The sequence below is a fragment of the Klebsiella sp. CSG-1 genome (assembly GCF_056521145.1).
In genome coordinates this window covers 171,427-186,291 of sequence record NZ_JBWNLD010000005.1, presented here as the reverse complement: position 1 = coordinate 186,291, position 14,865 = coordinate 171,427, and the positions used below count along the sequence as shown (strand labels likewise).

Below are 14,865 nucleotides of genomic sequence, written 5' to 3'. Positions count from 1 at the left end.
CAGAGAAGGGCCCGTCCGGGCCCTTTTTTATTGCCGCAAGCGCGTGGCCACCAGACTATCAGCCTGTTCTTTGATCATCGGCCATATGGCGTCAATCGAGACATCCGCCACGTTCTCTTCCTCGCAGACAATCTGTCTGGCCTTAGCATAACCCGGGGCCCAGATGGTATAACCCGGCAGGCCAGTATCCTTGAGCTTGCGCTTGTTATAGACCGCCACCATTGGCTTATCAAACACTCTGGCAATGTGCACAATGGAAGTGTCAGCGGTAATCACCAGATCGCAGCAGCGGATAACTTCTACTGCCGAGTTGATATTGCTGTCGGCCAGATACAGCGCCATATCCAGCCCAAGCTGACGGATTTTCTCACTGCGGCCAACCATCACCACGCTCACTTTATAGGGTAGCTGACGGAGTCGCTCAATGAGCGTGGCGACCTGATGACGGCAGAAGTCCTTATCGGTTGATGCGGTAAAGGGGTTGATGGCGACGCATAGCTGTCTGTCACTTTCTGTCGCCAGTAACTTTTCCACTCGCTCACGCTCGCGTATATCGCCGGGAACGTGATAATGATAGTGCTCATCTCTCACGCCAAAAAGCTTAACCACCTGTTTATAACGGGCGGAAATATGGCTTTTGCTATCATAAAAGGCGATTGACTGGTCATACAGCTTATATTTCTCTTTATTAAAACCAATCACGCAGGGCGCGCGTAAATCAGAGAGAAACTTAAACCGTTCATAGGTTTTCACATCATCAAAATCGATGACCACATCAAAATTAAGTGCCCGTAATGCAGCGAGAGACATCCGCGGTTTATACAAATATATATTCTCAAGAAATATTGAGCCTGCTAATATTTGCATACAGACAGGACCGGTGAGAACAGAGACTTTATAGCCGCGCTCGGCAAGAAGTCTGGCACAGCCTGTGGTCACCACCATGTCACCGACTTTGTCATCCAGACGCAGTAATAAAATGCGTTTCACCTGAGCCGGATTAAACGGCTGGCGCTCAGCTTTATTTCTATAACGAAAATTAATTAAATTAAATTTAATGTCGCGGAAGAAAGCATTCTTCTTCCGCGTCAGTTGTTTAAGGATACGCATACGGTACCTTAGGGTGCCTTTTATCGCTGTGTGTGTTTCCGCTGGTAATATTCTGCCAACGTCATTCCCTTCACCTGCGGCGCCAGCCAGTTAAAAAATGCTTCCAGGTCGACATATAACTGCTCGATATCCTGTTTATTTTTAAATGTTGGGCTGCCGCCAGGCATATACTCAGAAGAGTGCAGCATATATTCGACGTAATCATTACCCTGAGTCAATGTCTGCTGCACCACTTTCTTCATGGTGTCGACATTTCCCCCCATCGGGCGCAGCCAGTGAACGGAAGGCGAGCGCACTTTGCCGCGCAAGCGATCGTAGCCCTGCTTCACGCTGTTCATCCAGCCGGAGTGCTTATACTGAATGCTCATCGGCACTTCCAGCAGCGAAGAGCGGCCTTCGCGACTGATATCATTCTCATCAAGGAAATAGGCATGCTGCGGGAAACGACGGTAATCGGTCCCACCGTCCCCCTGCGGGGCGCCTTTCGCCGTCTTCCAGTTGACCCGCGGCGTGACCGAGCAGTCAACCAGATAGCCATGCTCCACCAGCAGACGGGCGTAGCGCTCATCAAACGCCCAGCGTCCGGCGCGATGGCTGACCATTTTCGTCTGGAAAGTGTCTTCCAGCAGATGGGTCATGTAAGCGACTTTTTCGCGCATCGCCGCATCGGAATATTCAATCAGGTAGGGCTTATGACGCCAGTCGTCATCGGTCAACGGGTCCGTCGGCGGGCTGTTCCAGGCGTGGAGGTGCATGCCGATTTCCGCCGTCCCGCGGGCAATCACATCTTTGGCGAATTCGATATAAAAGGGATCAATCGCCATTTCATAGTTGGTCAAATAGACGGGTTTAAAACCATACTTTTCGCAAAGCTGCTGAAAACGCGGTAAATAGCGCGCATTCTCGGTGGTAATGCTGTCATGTTTTTGCCAGAGGTTATCGCCCTCTGTATCAATCGTGATGAGAAATGCGGGATTGTGCACGAAAACGTCCTCAGAGCATACGTATCGGGTCATGGTAGAGCAATACAACGCTTCTCTCAATCAGTCTGATCCCCTAGAATCGGAAACCTGATATTGAATGAAGAACAGAGAATGACGCCTGAAACCCGCACTTCCGGCCCTGTGACCCCGACGCGAATCCTGGTTATTAAGCTGCGCCATCATGGCGATATGCTGCTGATCACGCCGCTCATTCACGCCCTCAAACAGCAATATCCCGCGGCCAGCGTTGATGTTCTGCTTTATGAAGAAACCCGGGATATGCTCGCCGCCAATCCTGATATCAACCAGATTTTCGCCATTGACCGGCGCTGGAAAAAACAGGGTACCGGCCACCAGCTCAAGATGGAGTGGCAGTTGATTCGCGCGCTGCGCCAGCAGCGCTACGATATGGTGCTCAATCTTGCCGATCAGTGGCCAAGCGCAATTATCACCAAACTGACCGGCGCGCCAACCCGTATCGGCTTTGACTTCCCGAAGCGTCGTCACCCGGCATGGCGTTTTTGTCATACCGCTCTCGCCGCAACGCAGCAGCATAACCAGCTGCACACCGTGCAGCAGAATCTGTCGATTCTGGCGCCGCTTGGGCTGGATATTAATGACGCGCCGGCGAAAATGGGCTACAGCGAGCAGGACTGGGACGCCAGCCGTGCGCGGCTGCCGGAAGGATTTCAGGACAACTATATCGTCATTCAGCCGACCTCCCGCTGGTTCTTTAAGTGCTGGCGCGAAGAGCGGATGAGCGCCCTGATTAACGCTCTCTCTGACGCGGGCTATCCGGTCGTGCTGACCTCCGGTCCTGATATCAAAGAGAAGCAGATGATCGAAACCATTATGGCGGGCTGCCCCAATGCGCGTTTGCACTCCCTCGCCGGTCAGCTGACGCTACGCCAGCTGGCATCCGTCATCGACCATGGCCGCCTGTTCATCGGCGTCGACTCCGTACCGATGCATATGGCCGCCGCGCTGGGTACGCCGCTGGTGGCGCTGTTCGGCCCCTCCAAGCTCACCTTCTGGCGTCCATGGCAGGCCAAAGGCGAGGTGATCTGGGCGGGGGATTTCGGCTCTATTCCCGACCCGGATGATATCGATACCGGCACAGACGAACGTTATCTCGATTTAATTCCCACCGACGCGGTTATCGCGGCGGCGAAAAAGGTACTGGCATGAGCAAATTCAGGCTGGCCCTGGTGCGACAGAAATATCGCCCGGACGGCGGCGCGGAGCGCTTTGTCTCCCGCGCGCTGGAAGCCCTTGATAGCAGCAATCTTGAACTGAACGTCATTACTCGCGAATGGCAAGGACCGGTGAAACCCGACTGGAATATTCATATCTGCAACCCGCGTAAGTGGGGGCGGATCAGCCGCGAACGCGGTTTTGCCGACGCCGCCCGCCAGCTGTGGCAGAGCGAACATTTCGATCTGGTGCAGAGTCATGAACGCATTCCCGGCTGCGACCTGTACCGCGCCGGAGACGGCGTGCACCGCCGCTGGCTACAGCAGCGCTCGCGCATTTTGCCCGGCTGGAAAAGCCGCCTGCTGTTTGCCGACCGCTACCATCGCTATGTGATGCAGGCTGAGCGCGAAATGTACCAGGACTCGCACCTGCGCGGCGTCATCTGCAACGCGGAAATGATAAAACGCGAGATTATTGAAGACTTCGGCCTGCCGGCGGAGAAAATCCACGTTATCTATAACGCCATCGATAGCCAGCGTTTTCTGCCGCCTACGGAAGCGGCCTTTGTTGCGCTACGTAACCAATGGAATCTGCCGCTCCAGGCAACCTGCCTGATCTACGTCGGCTCCGGCTTTGAGCGCAAGGGGCTGGATGCGGCGATCCGCGCCATCGCCCCCACCGATCGCTATCTGCTGGTCGTCGGTAAAGACAAAGATCAGCATCGCTATCAGGCGCTGGCGAAAACCCTCAACTGCGAGGAACGGGTCCGCTTTTTCGGCATGCAGTCGGAAACCCTGCCGTTCTATCAGATGGCCGACGGCCTGCTGCTGCCGACGCTGTACGATCCGTTCCCTAACGTTATTCTCGAAGCGATGGCCTGCGGCCTGCCGGTCATTACCACCACCGGCTGCGGCGGCGCGGAGTTTATCATTCAGGGCAGCAATGGCTATGTTTGCGATGCGCTGGATATCCCGGCGCTTCAGCAGGCGGTGATGGCGCTTCCTGCCCGCGCGTCAGGTTCTGCGGAAGGCCAACGCGCCCGCGAACGCATCATGACCTGCACCAGCGAACGACTCTCGACGCAGCTGCTCTCCCTCTATCAGGATCTGGTGAAATAACGATGCGTATACTGTTTGTGATCGACGGCCTGCCCGGCGGCGGAGCGGAAAAGGTCGTGCTGACCCTGGCAGAGCGTTTTCTGCGCCAGGGCGAACGGGTCTCGCTGTTTTCCCTGCGCGACGTCTGTGATTATGCGCTGCCGGAAGGGCTGGATTATCAGGTTGTGAGCGATCGCAGCCGGACACCCTGGCGCAAAATCACCGAACTTTCGCGCCGTGCCCGCCAGCTGGATGCAGCCATAGTCAACGCCGAGCAGCAGGGCGAATTCGATCTGGTGCTCTCCAACCTGCATAAAACCGATCGCATTGTCGCCCGCAGCCGGTCGCTGAAAAACCGGAACGTCTGGTTCTGCCTGCATGGCGTCTTTTCCACATCCTATCTGGGCCATCGCAGCGGATTTGATCGCTGGATGAAGCAGCAGAAGATTAAGCGTGTCTATCAGGGGCGCAACGTCATTACCGTCTCCGATGCGGTAGGCCAGGATCTGGTCGAACAGTTCGCTATTCGCCCGGCACAGTTAAAAACTATTTATAACCCGTTCGATATTCCCGCTCTGCGCGCCGCCGCCGATGCCCCTGGCGAGCAGCCCGCGGGTGATTATATTATTCACGTCGGTCGGTTCCACCCGGGGAAACGTCACGATCGCCTGATCGAAGCCTATGCGCAAAGCGGAATCACCGCGCCGCTGGTGCTGCTGGGTCAGGGTAAACCGGAGCAGGAACAGCGCCTGCGCCAGTTGGCACAGCAGCTACAGGTTGCCGATCGTGTCCTGTTTAAAGGCTTCCAGAAAAACCCGCTGCCGTGGATTAAGCATGCGCGGATGCTGGTGCTCAGCTCCGACAGCGAAGGCTTTGGTAACGTGGTGGTTGAGGCTCTTCTGCTCAATACCCCGGTCGCCAGCACCCGCTGTCCTGGCGGGGTGACGGAAATTCTCACCGGCGAATTAGCCCGCGGTCTGGCCGATCTGAACAGCCCGGCGCTGGCCCGGACGATGCAAAGCATTTACCATAACCCACCCGCTATCGAACCTTCTGCACTGGAAAAATTCAGTGTGGATACGATTTGTCAGCAGTACCGTCAGCTGCGTCGCGGCTGACGCCGCTATTTAACCAGGATCGAATGATTTATGAGTCAAACGCCTTTACTGAGCATTGTGGCTGCCGTTTATAACGGCGAAAAATTCCTTGCGCAATTCTTTGAGTGCATTGAACAACAGCAGCTGGAAAGCTATGAGCTGATCCTGGTCAACGACGGTTCGACGGACGGTAGCCTGGCGGTTATCGACGAATGGAAAGCACGCTTACCGCATATTATCGTGCTGGAACAGGAAAACCAGGGCGTCTCGGTTGCGCGTAATACCGGCCTGGCTGTGGCAAGCGGCAAGTACCTGGCCTTCCCGGATATTGACGATAAGCTTTATCCTGGAATGTACCGCACGCTGCTGGAGATGGCCGAAAAGGGCCGCCTTGATGTCGCCACCTGTAACGGCCGCTACGTTTACGAAACCCGAAAAGATATCCACCCGATTCTTCCACCGGACCGTCTGCCGTCGACCGGTATCCTGCCAGGCCACGTCTGGCTTAAACAGGCGTTGGATTCGCGCAAATTCCTGCACGTGACCTGGCTGAACATCTATCGCCGCGAATTTATCATGCAGCACAAGTTCCACTTCGAGCCCGGATTACGTCATCAGGACATTCCATGGACCACCGAAGCGCTGCTGGCGGCTGAACGCGTGCAGTACACCAGCGAACAGTTCTACGATTACTATATTCACTCGGAATCGGTATCGCACAAGCCGGACAACGACGACACGCTGATGCGCTCGGCGCGCCACTACATGAAAATTCTGGAGATGCTGGAAGCCATCAACCAACGCTATCCCGATAAGGTGCGTCATATTGCCGCCTGCCGCTGGCAAATCGCCAAAGAGGGGCTGGGAATTATTCATACCTTTGATAGCATGAAAGATGAGTCAAAAAAGCATATTATCATTAAAGAATTCTTTGACCGCGGCATCTGGCGTCTGATCTGGAAAAATGCGCGTACCTTCCGTTTACGCTGGCGCCTTGGCCGACGCTACCTGCGCATTAAACGCTATCGCGACGCGGCCTGACTCTGAATCCCGTTGTTTCCGCCAAAGAGATAGCTTTACGCGGGCTAAATGCTTAGAATTTGCCCGCTAAAACATAAATCGGATAAATCGCTTGGAATTGCTTTATACCACCCTACTCTATCTTATTCAGCCGCTGGTATGGCTGCGACTGCTGCTGCGCAGCCGTAAGGCCCCTGCCTACCGAAAGCGCTGGGCTGAACGTTATGGCTTCTGTCAGAACAAGGTAGCGCCGGATGGGATTCTGCTGCATTCCGTTTCCGTGGGTGAGACGCTTGCTGCTATCCCGCTCGTGCGCGCGCTGCGCCACCGCTACCCCTCGCTGCCTATCACCGTCACCACCATGACGCCGACCGGCTCAGAACGCGCCATGTCCGCCTTCGGCAAAGATGTTCACCATGTCTATCTGCCTTACGATTTGCCCTGCGCCATGAACCGCTTTCTCAACACGGTGCAACCGAAGCTGGTTATTGTGATGGAAACCGAGCTGTGGCCGAATATGGTCGCCGCGCTGCACAAACGTAAAATCCCGCTGGTCATCGCTAACGCCCGTTTGTCGGAGCGTTCCGCCAAAGGCTACGCGAAACTTGGGAAATTTATGCGTCGGCTGCTCAGTCGCATCACGCTGATTGCGGCGCAGAATGAAGAAGACGGCAATCGCTTTCTGGCGCTGGGTCTGAAGCGCAACCAGCTGGCGGTCACCGGCAGCCTCAAATTTGATATTTCCGTGACGCCAGAGCTGGCGGCACGCGCGATTACCCTCCGCCGCCAGTGGGCGCCGCACCGCAAAGTCTGGATCGCCACCAGCACCCATGACGGTGAAGAACAAATTATCCTGCAGGCGCACAGGAAGCTGCTCGATACCTTCCCGGACCTGCTGTTGATTCTCGTCCCTCGTCACCCGGAGCGCTTCGCCGATGCACGAGAAATGGTGCAGAAAGCGGGGATGAGTTTCACGCTGCGCAGTACCGGCGAAATCCCGTCGAACAGCACCCAGGTGGTGATCGGCGATACCATGGGCGAGCTGATGCTGCTGTACGGCATTGCCGACCTCGCCTTCGTTGGCGGCAGTCTGGTCGAGCGCGGCGGTCACAACCCGCTGGAGCCGGCGGCACACGCTATCCCGGTACTGATGGGCCCGCACACCTTCAACTTCAAAGATATTTGCGCCAAGTTGCAGCAGGACGATGGCCTGATTACGGTCACCGACGTCAGTTCGCTGGTCACCCAGATCGCCAATCTGCTCACCGATGAAGACTATCGACTGTGGTACGGCCGTCACGCGGTGGAAGTGTTGCATCAAAACCAGGGTGCGCTCTCGCGTCTGCTACATTTACTGCAACCCTATCTGCCGCAGCGGAGCCACTAATGTCGACCCGACTGTCCGTCGTGATGATCGCCAAAAATGCGGCGGATCTGCTGGCTGATTGTCTGGCCTCGGTAGACTGGGCCGATGAAATCGTGCTGCTGGACTCTGGCAGTAGCGATAACACCGTCGAACTGGCCCGCAGCCTCGGCGCAACGGTCTACATCAACAGCGACTGGCAAGGCTACGGTATTCAGCGTCAGCGCGCCCAGGACTACGCGACCGGCGACTATGTGCTGATGATTGATACCGATGAGCGCGTGACGCCGGAGCTGGCCAGCTCGCTTCGCCGCGTACTGGAGGCGCCCCAAAGCGGCGCCGTCTACAGCATCGCCCGGCGTAACTATTTCCTTGGCCGCTTTATGCGCCATAGCGGCTGGTATCCCGACCGCGTCATGCGTTTGTACGAACGCAGCCGTTTCCGCTATAACAATAATCTGGTGCACGAATCGCTCGATGCCAAAGGCGCGCAGGTTATCGAGCTGCCGGGCGATTTACTGCATCTGACCTGCCGCGACTTCTCCGGCTTCCAGCAAAAGCAGCTGGCCTATGCCTCAGCCTGGGCACGGGAGCGTCACCAGAAGGGGAAGAAAACCTCTCTGGCGAGCATCTTCGGCCATACGCTGGGAGCTTTTGTGAAAACGCTGCTGCTGCGTGGCGGCGTGCTGGATGGTAAACAGGGCTGGCTACTCGCCGTGGTCAATGCGCAGTATACGTTTAATAAATACACCGAGCTGTGGGCGCTGAGCCGCGGCTATTCAGAGAAAGTGTAATTATGAGCACAAAAGCGATCTATCCGGGCACCTTCGACCCCATTACTAACGGGCATATCGATATCGTCACGCGTGCCGCCAGCATGTTTGACAAGGTGCTGCTGGCCATTGCCGCCAGCCCGAGCAAAAAACCGATGTTCACGCTCGACGAGCGTATTGCGCTGGCGGAGCAGGCAACGGCGCATCTGGTCAACGTCGAGGTGGTTGGTTTCAGCGATCTGATGGCGAATTTTGCCCGCGCGCAGCAGGCGAATATCCTCATTCGCGGTTTACGCGCGGTAGCGGATTTCGAATATGAGATGCAGCTGGCACATATGAACCGCCACCTGATGCCGACCCTGGAAAGCGTCTTCCTGATGCCCTGCAAAGAGTGGTCGTTTATCTCTTCATCGCTGGTGAAGGAAGTGGCCCGCCACCAGGGCGATGTTTCCCACTTCCTGCCGGCCAACGTACACCAGGCGCTGCTGAAAAAGCTGTCATCTTGCGCCGCAGAATGATGCCCGGCACCCGTCCGGGCTACTCGTCAGCAATCGCGTAGACTCGTAGCCCGCTCAACGAAGCGTCACCGGGATGGTGGCAACATCAGCACCTTACTTCTGGCACTGGCGGCAATAAAATGTTGCCCGCTGAGCATGTTTGCTGGCCGTAATCGGCGTACCACAAACGCGACAAAGTTCGCCCTTGCGGCCATAAACCTGCAGCTCCTGAGCGAAGTAGCCCGGCTTGCCATCACTTTGCAGGAAATCCTTCAGCGTCGTGCCCCCCTGCTCAATCGAGCGTAGCAGCACCGCTTTAATCACTTTTACCAGCCGTTCGCACTCTTCGCGCGACAGCGAAGACGCCAGCCGATCGGGATGGATCCCGGCCGAAAACAGCGATTCGCTGGCGTAGATATTGCCTACCCCGACCACCAGCTTGTTATCCATCAGCCAGGGCTTAATGGCGGTTTTCTTTTTCGCGCACTTGTGCTGCAAATAGTCGGCATTAAAATCATCGCTTAAGGGCTCTGGACCAAGATGCGCCAACGCAGGATGCCCTTCCAGCGTGCGGGTCCACAGCCAGGCGCCAAAGCGGCGCGGGTCGGTGTAGCGCAGGACCTTGCCATTACTCATCACCAGGTCAACGTGATCGTGCTTTTCTGCGGGCAGCTCTTCACTCAGAATCCGCAGACTTCCCGACATCCCAAGGTGGATAATAATCCAGCCGCCGGGAAGCTCGAGCAGCAGATATTTGGCACGCCGCTGCACGCTCAGCACCGGTATGTCGCTCAAACGATAGATTTCTTCACTGACCGGCCAGCGCAGACGTCCGTTGCGAATAACAGCATGCAGAATGGTCGCGCCCACCAGGAATGGTTCGATGCCACGCCGGCTGGTTTCTACCTCAGGTAATTCAGGCATTCGTTTTCCTCCGTTAACCCAGAGTATTGTGATGCAGCAACAGACGGTAGGGAAGTAAATTCCCGGGAGGGTTTATCCGACGGTGTCTGCCGGACAAAAACAAAAAACCCCGCCGGGGCGGGGTTTTCTTTACAAGGAAACTAAAATTATTTGATTTTAGCTTCTTTGTATAAAACGTGCTGACGGACAACTGGATCGAATTTTTTCAGTTCCAGTTTTTCCGGCTTAGTACGTTTGTTCTTCGTGGTGGTATAGAAGTGACCAGTACCAGCAGAAGAAACCAGCTTGATTTTCTCACGAATACCTTTAGCCATGATTTATTTCCTCTTAGTACTTAGTACTTTTCGCCACGGGCACGCAGTTCAGACAGAACTGTATCGATGCCTTTCTTATCAATAACACGCATACCTTTAGCAGATACACGCAGGGTGACAAAACGCTTTTCGCTCTCAACCCAGAAACGGTGAGAGTGCAGGTTCGGCAGGAAACGGCGTTTGGTCGCGTTCAGTGCGTGGGAACGGTTGTTACCGGTCACCGGACGCTTGCCAGTAACTTGGCAGACTCGGGACATGTCTATTCTCCAAAAATCAAATTAGCTCGAGCTTCGTATGGGGTATCGGCGCCTCGTCAGGCTTTACAGCCCGGTCATCGCAGTTCTAAGTGAACCATCGATTGCCAGGCCCAAATGCCAAACCCGAGATTCTCAAAGGTGGCGTAGTATACGCTGACTCGGCGATGTGCTCAAGTCCCGAACAGACAAAGATCCCGCTGGATCGCGTGATCGGGGCTAAATCCAGCCGCGTTCGGCAAAAGATACGTACGCACCGCGGCCGATTACGAGATGATCGAGTACTCGTATATCCATGAAACCACAACACTTTACCACACGTTCGGTCATCAGTCTGTCGGCCTTACTCGGCTCGGGACTACCGGACGGATGATTATGTGCAAGGATCACCGCAGCGGCGTTCACTTTGATGGCTTCGCGTACAATTTCTCGCGGATGCACCTCTACGTGGCTAAGAGTACCAGAAAAAAGCCGGCTATGTTTCAATACCCGGTTCTGATTATCTAAAAAGATCACGATGAAGATCTCCCGCTCTTCATCAGAGAGATGGCTTTGCAAAAACTCCAGCGTCATCATCGGCGTGACCAGAGAAGGCTCTTCAACCAGCCGCAGGCTAAAATAACGCCGCGCCAGCTCAGCCACCCCTTTTAGCTGGGCATATTTCGCCAGGCCAATCCCGTCTACCGTCTCAAACTGTGCTTTATTCGCTGACAGCAGGCCATACAGCGAGCCAAAACGCTGTAGCAGGTCATGCGAGTACGTCATGACATCTTTATCCCGCGTTCCGGTGCGCAAAAACAGCGCCAGCAGCTCAACGTCCGACAACGTTTCAATGCCGTAAAGCCACATTTTTTCCCGTGGCATCAGGGGTTCCGGTGTATCCATAGGGCCTCTCCTTTCTCGTGCCCCCCATCCTGGCACAGCCCGACGGTGCTGCCGACTACCGCATGTACCTCTTGCGCAGCGCCTCGCAAAGTGAATTCCTGGCAGTCACGCGACGGCGACCGGATTGTGGTAATATGCGCGGATTCTGGTGTACTGCAACAGGAAAGAATCATGATGAGTCTGGCTGGTAAAAAGATCGTTCTTGGCGTGAGCGGCGGCATTGCTGCCTATAAAACGCCGGAACTGGTGCGCCGCCTGCGTGACCGTGGCGCGGATGTGCGTGTTGCCATGACGGAAGCCGCCAAAGCCTTCATTACGCCACTGAGCCTGCAGGCAGTGTCTGGCTATCCGGTCTCCGATAGTCTGCTCGATCCGGCCGCGGAAGCTGCGATGGGTCACATAGAGCTGGGCAAGTGGGCGGACCTGGTTATCCTCGCCCCGGCAACCGCCGATCTGATTGCCCGCGTCGCGGCCGGTATGGCCAACGATCTGGTTTCCACTATCTGCCTCGCGACCCCCTCTCCGGTTGCCGTTGTCCCGGCAATGAATCAGCAAATGTACCGCGCAGCGGCTACGCAGCATAACCTTGAGGTGCTTGCCTCACGCGGCATACTGCTCTGGGGCCCAGACAGCGGTAGCCAGGCCTGTGGCGACATTGGCCCTGGCCGCATGCTGGATCCGATGATGATTGTTGATTTAGCCGCCGCGCATTTTTCGCCTGTCAAAGATTTGCAACATCTCAACATCATGATTACCGCGGGCCCCACGCGTGAACCGCTGGATCCGGTGCGTTATATTACTAACCACAGCTCCGGCAAGATGGGGTTTGCCATTGCCGCCGCTGCCGCAAGCCGCGGGGCGAACGTCACGCTGGTGAGCGGGCCGGTTGCATTACCGACGCCGCCGTTTGTCCAGCGAATCGATGTAACGACCGCGCTGGAAATGGAAGCAGCGGTCCAGCAAAGCGCTCAGCAGCAGCAGATTTTTATTGGTTGTGCCGCCGTAGCCGACTATCGTGCCGTCGCCATCGCTGAAGAAAAAATTAAAAAGCAAGGTGATGAACTCACCCTCAAAATGGTCAAAAATCCGGATATTGTTGCCGGGGTGGCAGCACTCACGGCTAATCGGCCTTTTGTCGTAGGGTTTGCCGCCGAAACGAATAATGTGGAAGAATACGCGAGGCAAAAACGCGCGCGCAAAAATCTCGACCTGATTTGCGCTAACGATGTTTCGCAGCCTGATCAAGGATTTAACAGCGACAGCAACGCATTACACCTTTTCTGGCAGGATGGAGATAAGCGCTTACCACTTGAGCGTAAAGAACTCCTTGGCCAATTATTACTCGACGAGATCGTGACCCGTTATGATGAAAAAAATCGACGTTAAGATTCTGGACCCGCGCGTTGGCCAGCAATTTCCGCTGCCGACCTATGCCACCTCCGGCTCCGCCGGACTTGACCTGCGAGCCTGTCTCGACGACGCCGTAGAGCTGGCGCCGGGTGCAACCACGCTGTTGCCGACCGGTCTGGCTATTCATATCGCCGATCCGTCTCTGGCGGCGGTGATTCTACCGCGCTCCGGGCTGGGTCATAAGCACGGCGTGGTTCTGGGCAACCTGGTTGGTCTTATCGACTCCGACTACCAGGGGCAGCTGATGGTTTCCGTCTGGAACCGCGGCCAGCAGAGCTTTACGATTGAACCTGGCGAGCGCATCGCTCAAATGGTCTTTGTACCCGTCGTACAGGCGGAATTTAACCTGGTGGAAGATTTTGACGCCACCGAACGTGGCGAAGGTGGCTTTGGTCACTCAGGGCGCGCATAAGCCCGACCACATCGAATCCGCATCCCAAAGTGCACTAATGCAATAACATCACCGCAAACGACCGTTTGCGGTCACTTTGTGGATGCCTGCCTGACAAGTGCTTATTTTCAGGGGTATTTTAAAACATGGCAGAAAAACAAACTGCGAAAAGGAATCGTCGCGAAGAAATACTTCAGTCTCTGGCCCTGATGCTTGAATCCAGCGATGGTAGCCAACGCATTACCACAGCGAAACTGGCGGCGTCTGTCGGCGTGTCCGAAGCGGCGTTGTACCGCCATTTCCCCAGTAAAACCCGCATGTTCGATAGCCTGATCGAGTTTATCGAAGACAGTCTGATTACGCGCATCAATTTGATTTTAAAAGATGAAAAAGATACATCAGCGCGCCTGCGTCTGATTGTACTGCTGATTCTTGGGTTTGGTGAGCGTAATCCTGGGCTGACGCGCATTCTGACCGGCCATGCGCTGATGTTCGAACAGGATCGTCTCCAGGGGCGGATTAACCAGCTGTTTGAGCGTATCGAGGTTCAGCTACGCCAGGTCATGCGTGAGAAGAAAATGCGTGAAGGTGAAGGCTACACCATCGATGAGGCGCTACTGGCCAGCCAGCTACTGGCATTTTGCGAAGGCATGCTGTCGCGTTTTGTGCGCAGCGAGTTTAAATATCGTCCGACGGATGATTTTGACGCCCGCTGGCCGCTGGTCGCCGCACAGCTGCGGTAGCGGAAATCCCGGAGGCATATCGCCTCCGGGGCTTTTGACTTATACGCCAAACTCTTCGCGGTAAGCACGTACCGTCGCCAGATGCTCAGCCATCTCCGGCTTCTCTTCCAGATAGGCAATCAGGTCTTTCAGAGTAACGATAGAAATCACTTTGCAGCCGTAGTCACGCTCGACCTCCTGAATCGCCGAGATTTCGCCGCGACCGCGTTCCTGACGGTCCAGAGAGATCAGCACGCCGGCCAGTTCCGCGCCGTGCGCCTGGATAATTTCCATCGACTCGCGAATCGCGGTGCCTGCGGTAATCACATCGTCAACCAGCATGACGCGTCCCTGCAGGGGACTGCCGACCAGGTTGCCCCCTTCACCGTGGGTTTTTGCTTCTTTGCGGTTAAAGCAGTAAGGCAAATCCAGGTCATGGTGCTCCGCCAGCGCAACCGCGGTAGTCGTCGCGATAGGAATCCCTTTATAAGCCGGCCCAAACAGCAGATCGAAATCAATTCCGGAATCGACCAGCGCTTCGGCGTAGAAACGGCCTAACAGTGCCAGATCGCGCCCGGTATTAAACAGGCCGGCGTTGAAGAAATAGGGGCTCTTACGCCCGGATTTCAGCGTAAATTCGCCAAACTTAAGTACCTGCTTGTTAAGCGCAAACTCAATAAACTGGCGCTGATACGGTTTCATGGATTCGCTCCTCATCTTACTTTTCATCATTTAGGTTTACGCCAAATACTTCACGCGTCATCAGGCGGCACAGATACGTCGATAACGCTGTGAGCTGGTCGCGTGTGGCAGCCGAGAAAGACCGCATGA

At 55.5% G+C, this 14,865-nt stretch carries 17 protein-coding genes; 10 read left to right on the top strand and 7 right to left on the bottom strand.

From position 1 onward, the window contains the following. Positions 1-27: 27 nt before the first annotated feature. Together AC007G_RS14185 and AC007G_RS14180 are read right to left on the bottom strand one after the other, a co-directional pair. Positions 28-1,110 carry a glycosyltransferase family 9 protein gene (locus AC007G_RS14185; RefSeq protein ID WP_032690272.1) on the bottom strand — a complete coding sequence of 361 codons (1,083 nt, stop codon included), beginning with the start codon at positions 1,108-1,110 and terminating at the stop codon, positions 28-30. 20 nt (positions 1,111-1,130) lie between these two features. Beyond that, on the bottom strand, positions 1,131-2,093 hold the full coding sequence (locus AC007G_RS14180; protein ID WP_032690271.1) for a polysaccharide deacetylase family protein: 963 nt from the start codon (positions 2,091-2,093) through the stop codon (positions 1,131-1,133). A 111-nt stretch (positions 2,094-2,204) separates the two neighbouring features. Between AC007G_RS14180 and rfaQ the strand changes: the two genes are divergently transcribed. The 7 genes from rfaQ (at position 2,205) to coaD (ending at position 9,155) form a co-directional block, all read left to right on the top strand. Beyond that, positions 2,205-3,281 carry a putative lipopolysaccharide heptosyltransferase III gene (gene rfaQ / locus AC007G_RS14175; protein WP_032698551.1) on the top strand — a complete coding sequence of 359 codons (1,077 nt, stop codon included), beginning with the start codon at positions 2,205-2,207 and terminating at the stop codon, positions 3,279-3,281. Next, positions 3,278-4,405, top strand: a complete 1,128-nt coding sequence (locus AC007G_RS14170) for a glycosyltransferase family 4 protein (RefSeq protein ID WP_032690269.1) — start codon at positions 3,278-3,280, stop codon at positions 4,403-4,405. Before rfaQ ends, AC007G_RS14170 begins: the two co-directional genes overlap by 4 nt. 2 nt (positions 4,406-4,407) lie before the next feature. Next, complete coding sequence (locus tag AC007G_RS14165; RefSeq protein WP_032697010.1) at positions 4,408-5,502, top strand: glycosyltransferase; 1,095 nt, start codon at positions 4,408-4,410, stop codon at positions 5,500-5,502. Between the two features lie 30 nt (positions 5,503-5,532). Further along, positions 5,533-6,522, top strand: a complete 990-nt coding sequence (locus AC007G_RS14160; RefSeq protein ID WP_032690267.1) for a glycosyltransferase — start codon at positions 5,533-5,535, stop codon at positions 6,520-6,522. 91 nt (positions 6,523-6,613) lie between these two features. Next, positions 6,614-7,888: a lipid IV(A) 3-deoxy-D-manno-octulosonic acid transferase gene (gene waaA / locus AC007G_RS14155; RefSeq protein WP_142630257.1), complete on the top strand. Its 1,275-nt coding sequence runs from the start codon at positions 6,614-6,616 to the stop codon at positions 7,886-7,888. Continuing rightward, positions 7,888-8,658 carry a glycosyltransferase family 2 protein gene (locus AC007G_RS14150; RefSeq protein ID WP_032690265.1) on the top strand — a complete coding sequence of 257 codons (771 nt, stop codon included), beginning with the start codon at positions 7,888-7,890 and terminating at the stop codon, positions 8,656-8,658. The genes waaA and AC007G_RS14150 overlap by 1 nt, the downstream gene beginning before the upstream one ends. Positions 8,659-8,660: 2 nt before the next feature. Continuing rightward, complete coding sequence (gene coaD, locus AC007G_RS14145; RefSeq protein WP_032690264.1) at positions 8,661-9,155, top strand: pantetheine-phosphate adenylyltransferase; 495 nt, start codon at positions 8,661-8,663, stop codon at positions 9,153-9,155. A 93-nt stretch (positions 9,156-9,248) separates the two neighbouring features. Here the strand turns inward: coaD and mutM are convergent, their stop codons facing one another. From mutM to radC, 4 genes are all read right to left on the bottom strand, one after another. Beyond that, positions 9,249-10,058: a bifunctional DNA-formamidopyrimidine glycosylase/DNA-(apurinic or apyrimidinic site) lyase gene (mutM, locus tag AC007G_RS14140; RefSeq protein WP_046853331.1), complete on the bottom strand. Its 810-nt coding sequence runs from the start codon at positions 10,056-10,058 to the stop codon at positions 9,249-9,251. Positions 10,059-10,204: 146 nt separating this feature from the next. Then, entirely contained in the window at positions 10,205-10,372 is a 168-nt protein-coding gene (gene rpmG / locus AC007G_RS14135; RefSeq protein ID WP_003024094.1) for a 50S ribosomal protein L33, read from the bottom strand. Between the two features lie 20 nt (positions 10,373-10,392). Beyond that, positions 10,393-10,629 (bottom strand): 50S ribosomal protein L28, encoded by a 237-nt coding sequence (gene rpmB, locus AC007G_RS14130; RefSeq protein WP_002436699.1) that lies wholly within the window; start codon positions 10,627-10,629, stop codon positions 10,393-10,395. Between the two features lie 216 nt (positions 10,630-10,845). Continuing rightward, complete coding sequence (gene radC, locus AC007G_RS14125) at positions 10,846-11,511, bottom strand: RadC family protein (protein ID WP_032690262.1); 666 nt, start codon at positions 11,509-11,511, stop codon at positions 10,846-10,848. Positions 11,512-11,685: 174 nt separating this feature from the next. Between radC and coaBC the strand changes: the two genes are divergently transcribed. The 3 genes from coaBC (at position 11,686) to slmA (ending at position 14,055) form a co-directional block, all read left to right on the top strand. After that, the gene (gene coaBC / locus AC007G_RS14120) at positions 11,686-12,897 is read left to right on the top strand and encodes a bifunctional phosphopantothenoylcysteine decarboxylase/phosphopantothenate--cysteine ligase CoaBC (RefSeq protein WP_142630319.1); all 1,212 of its coding nucleotides are present in this window, start codon (positions 11,686-11,688) and stop codon (positions 12,895-12,897) included. After that, the gene (gene dut / locus AC007G_RS14115) at positions 12,875-13,333 is read left to right on the top strand and encodes a dUTP diphosphatase (protein WP_004868951.1); all 459 of its coding nucleotides are present in this window, start codon (positions 12,875-12,877) and stop codon (positions 13,331-13,333) included. The genes coaBC and dut overlap by 23 nt, the downstream gene beginning before the upstream one ends. 125 nt (positions 13,334-13,458) lie before the next feature. Beyond that, entirely contained in the window at positions 13,459-14,055 is a 597-nt protein-coding gene (gene slmA / locus AC007G_RS14110) for a nucleoid occlusion factor SlmA (RefSeq protein WP_032690260.1), read from the top strand. 39 nt (positions 14,056-14,094) lie between these two features. Here the strand turns inward: slmA and pyrE are convergent, their stop codons facing one another. Then, positions 14,095-14,736, bottom strand: coding sequence for an orotate phosphoribosyltransferase (gene pyrE / locus AC007G_RS14105; protein ID WP_004868953.1), 642 nt, complete (start codon positions 14,734-14,736; stop codon positions 14,095-14,097). Positions 14,737-14,865 lie beyond the last annotated feature (129 nt).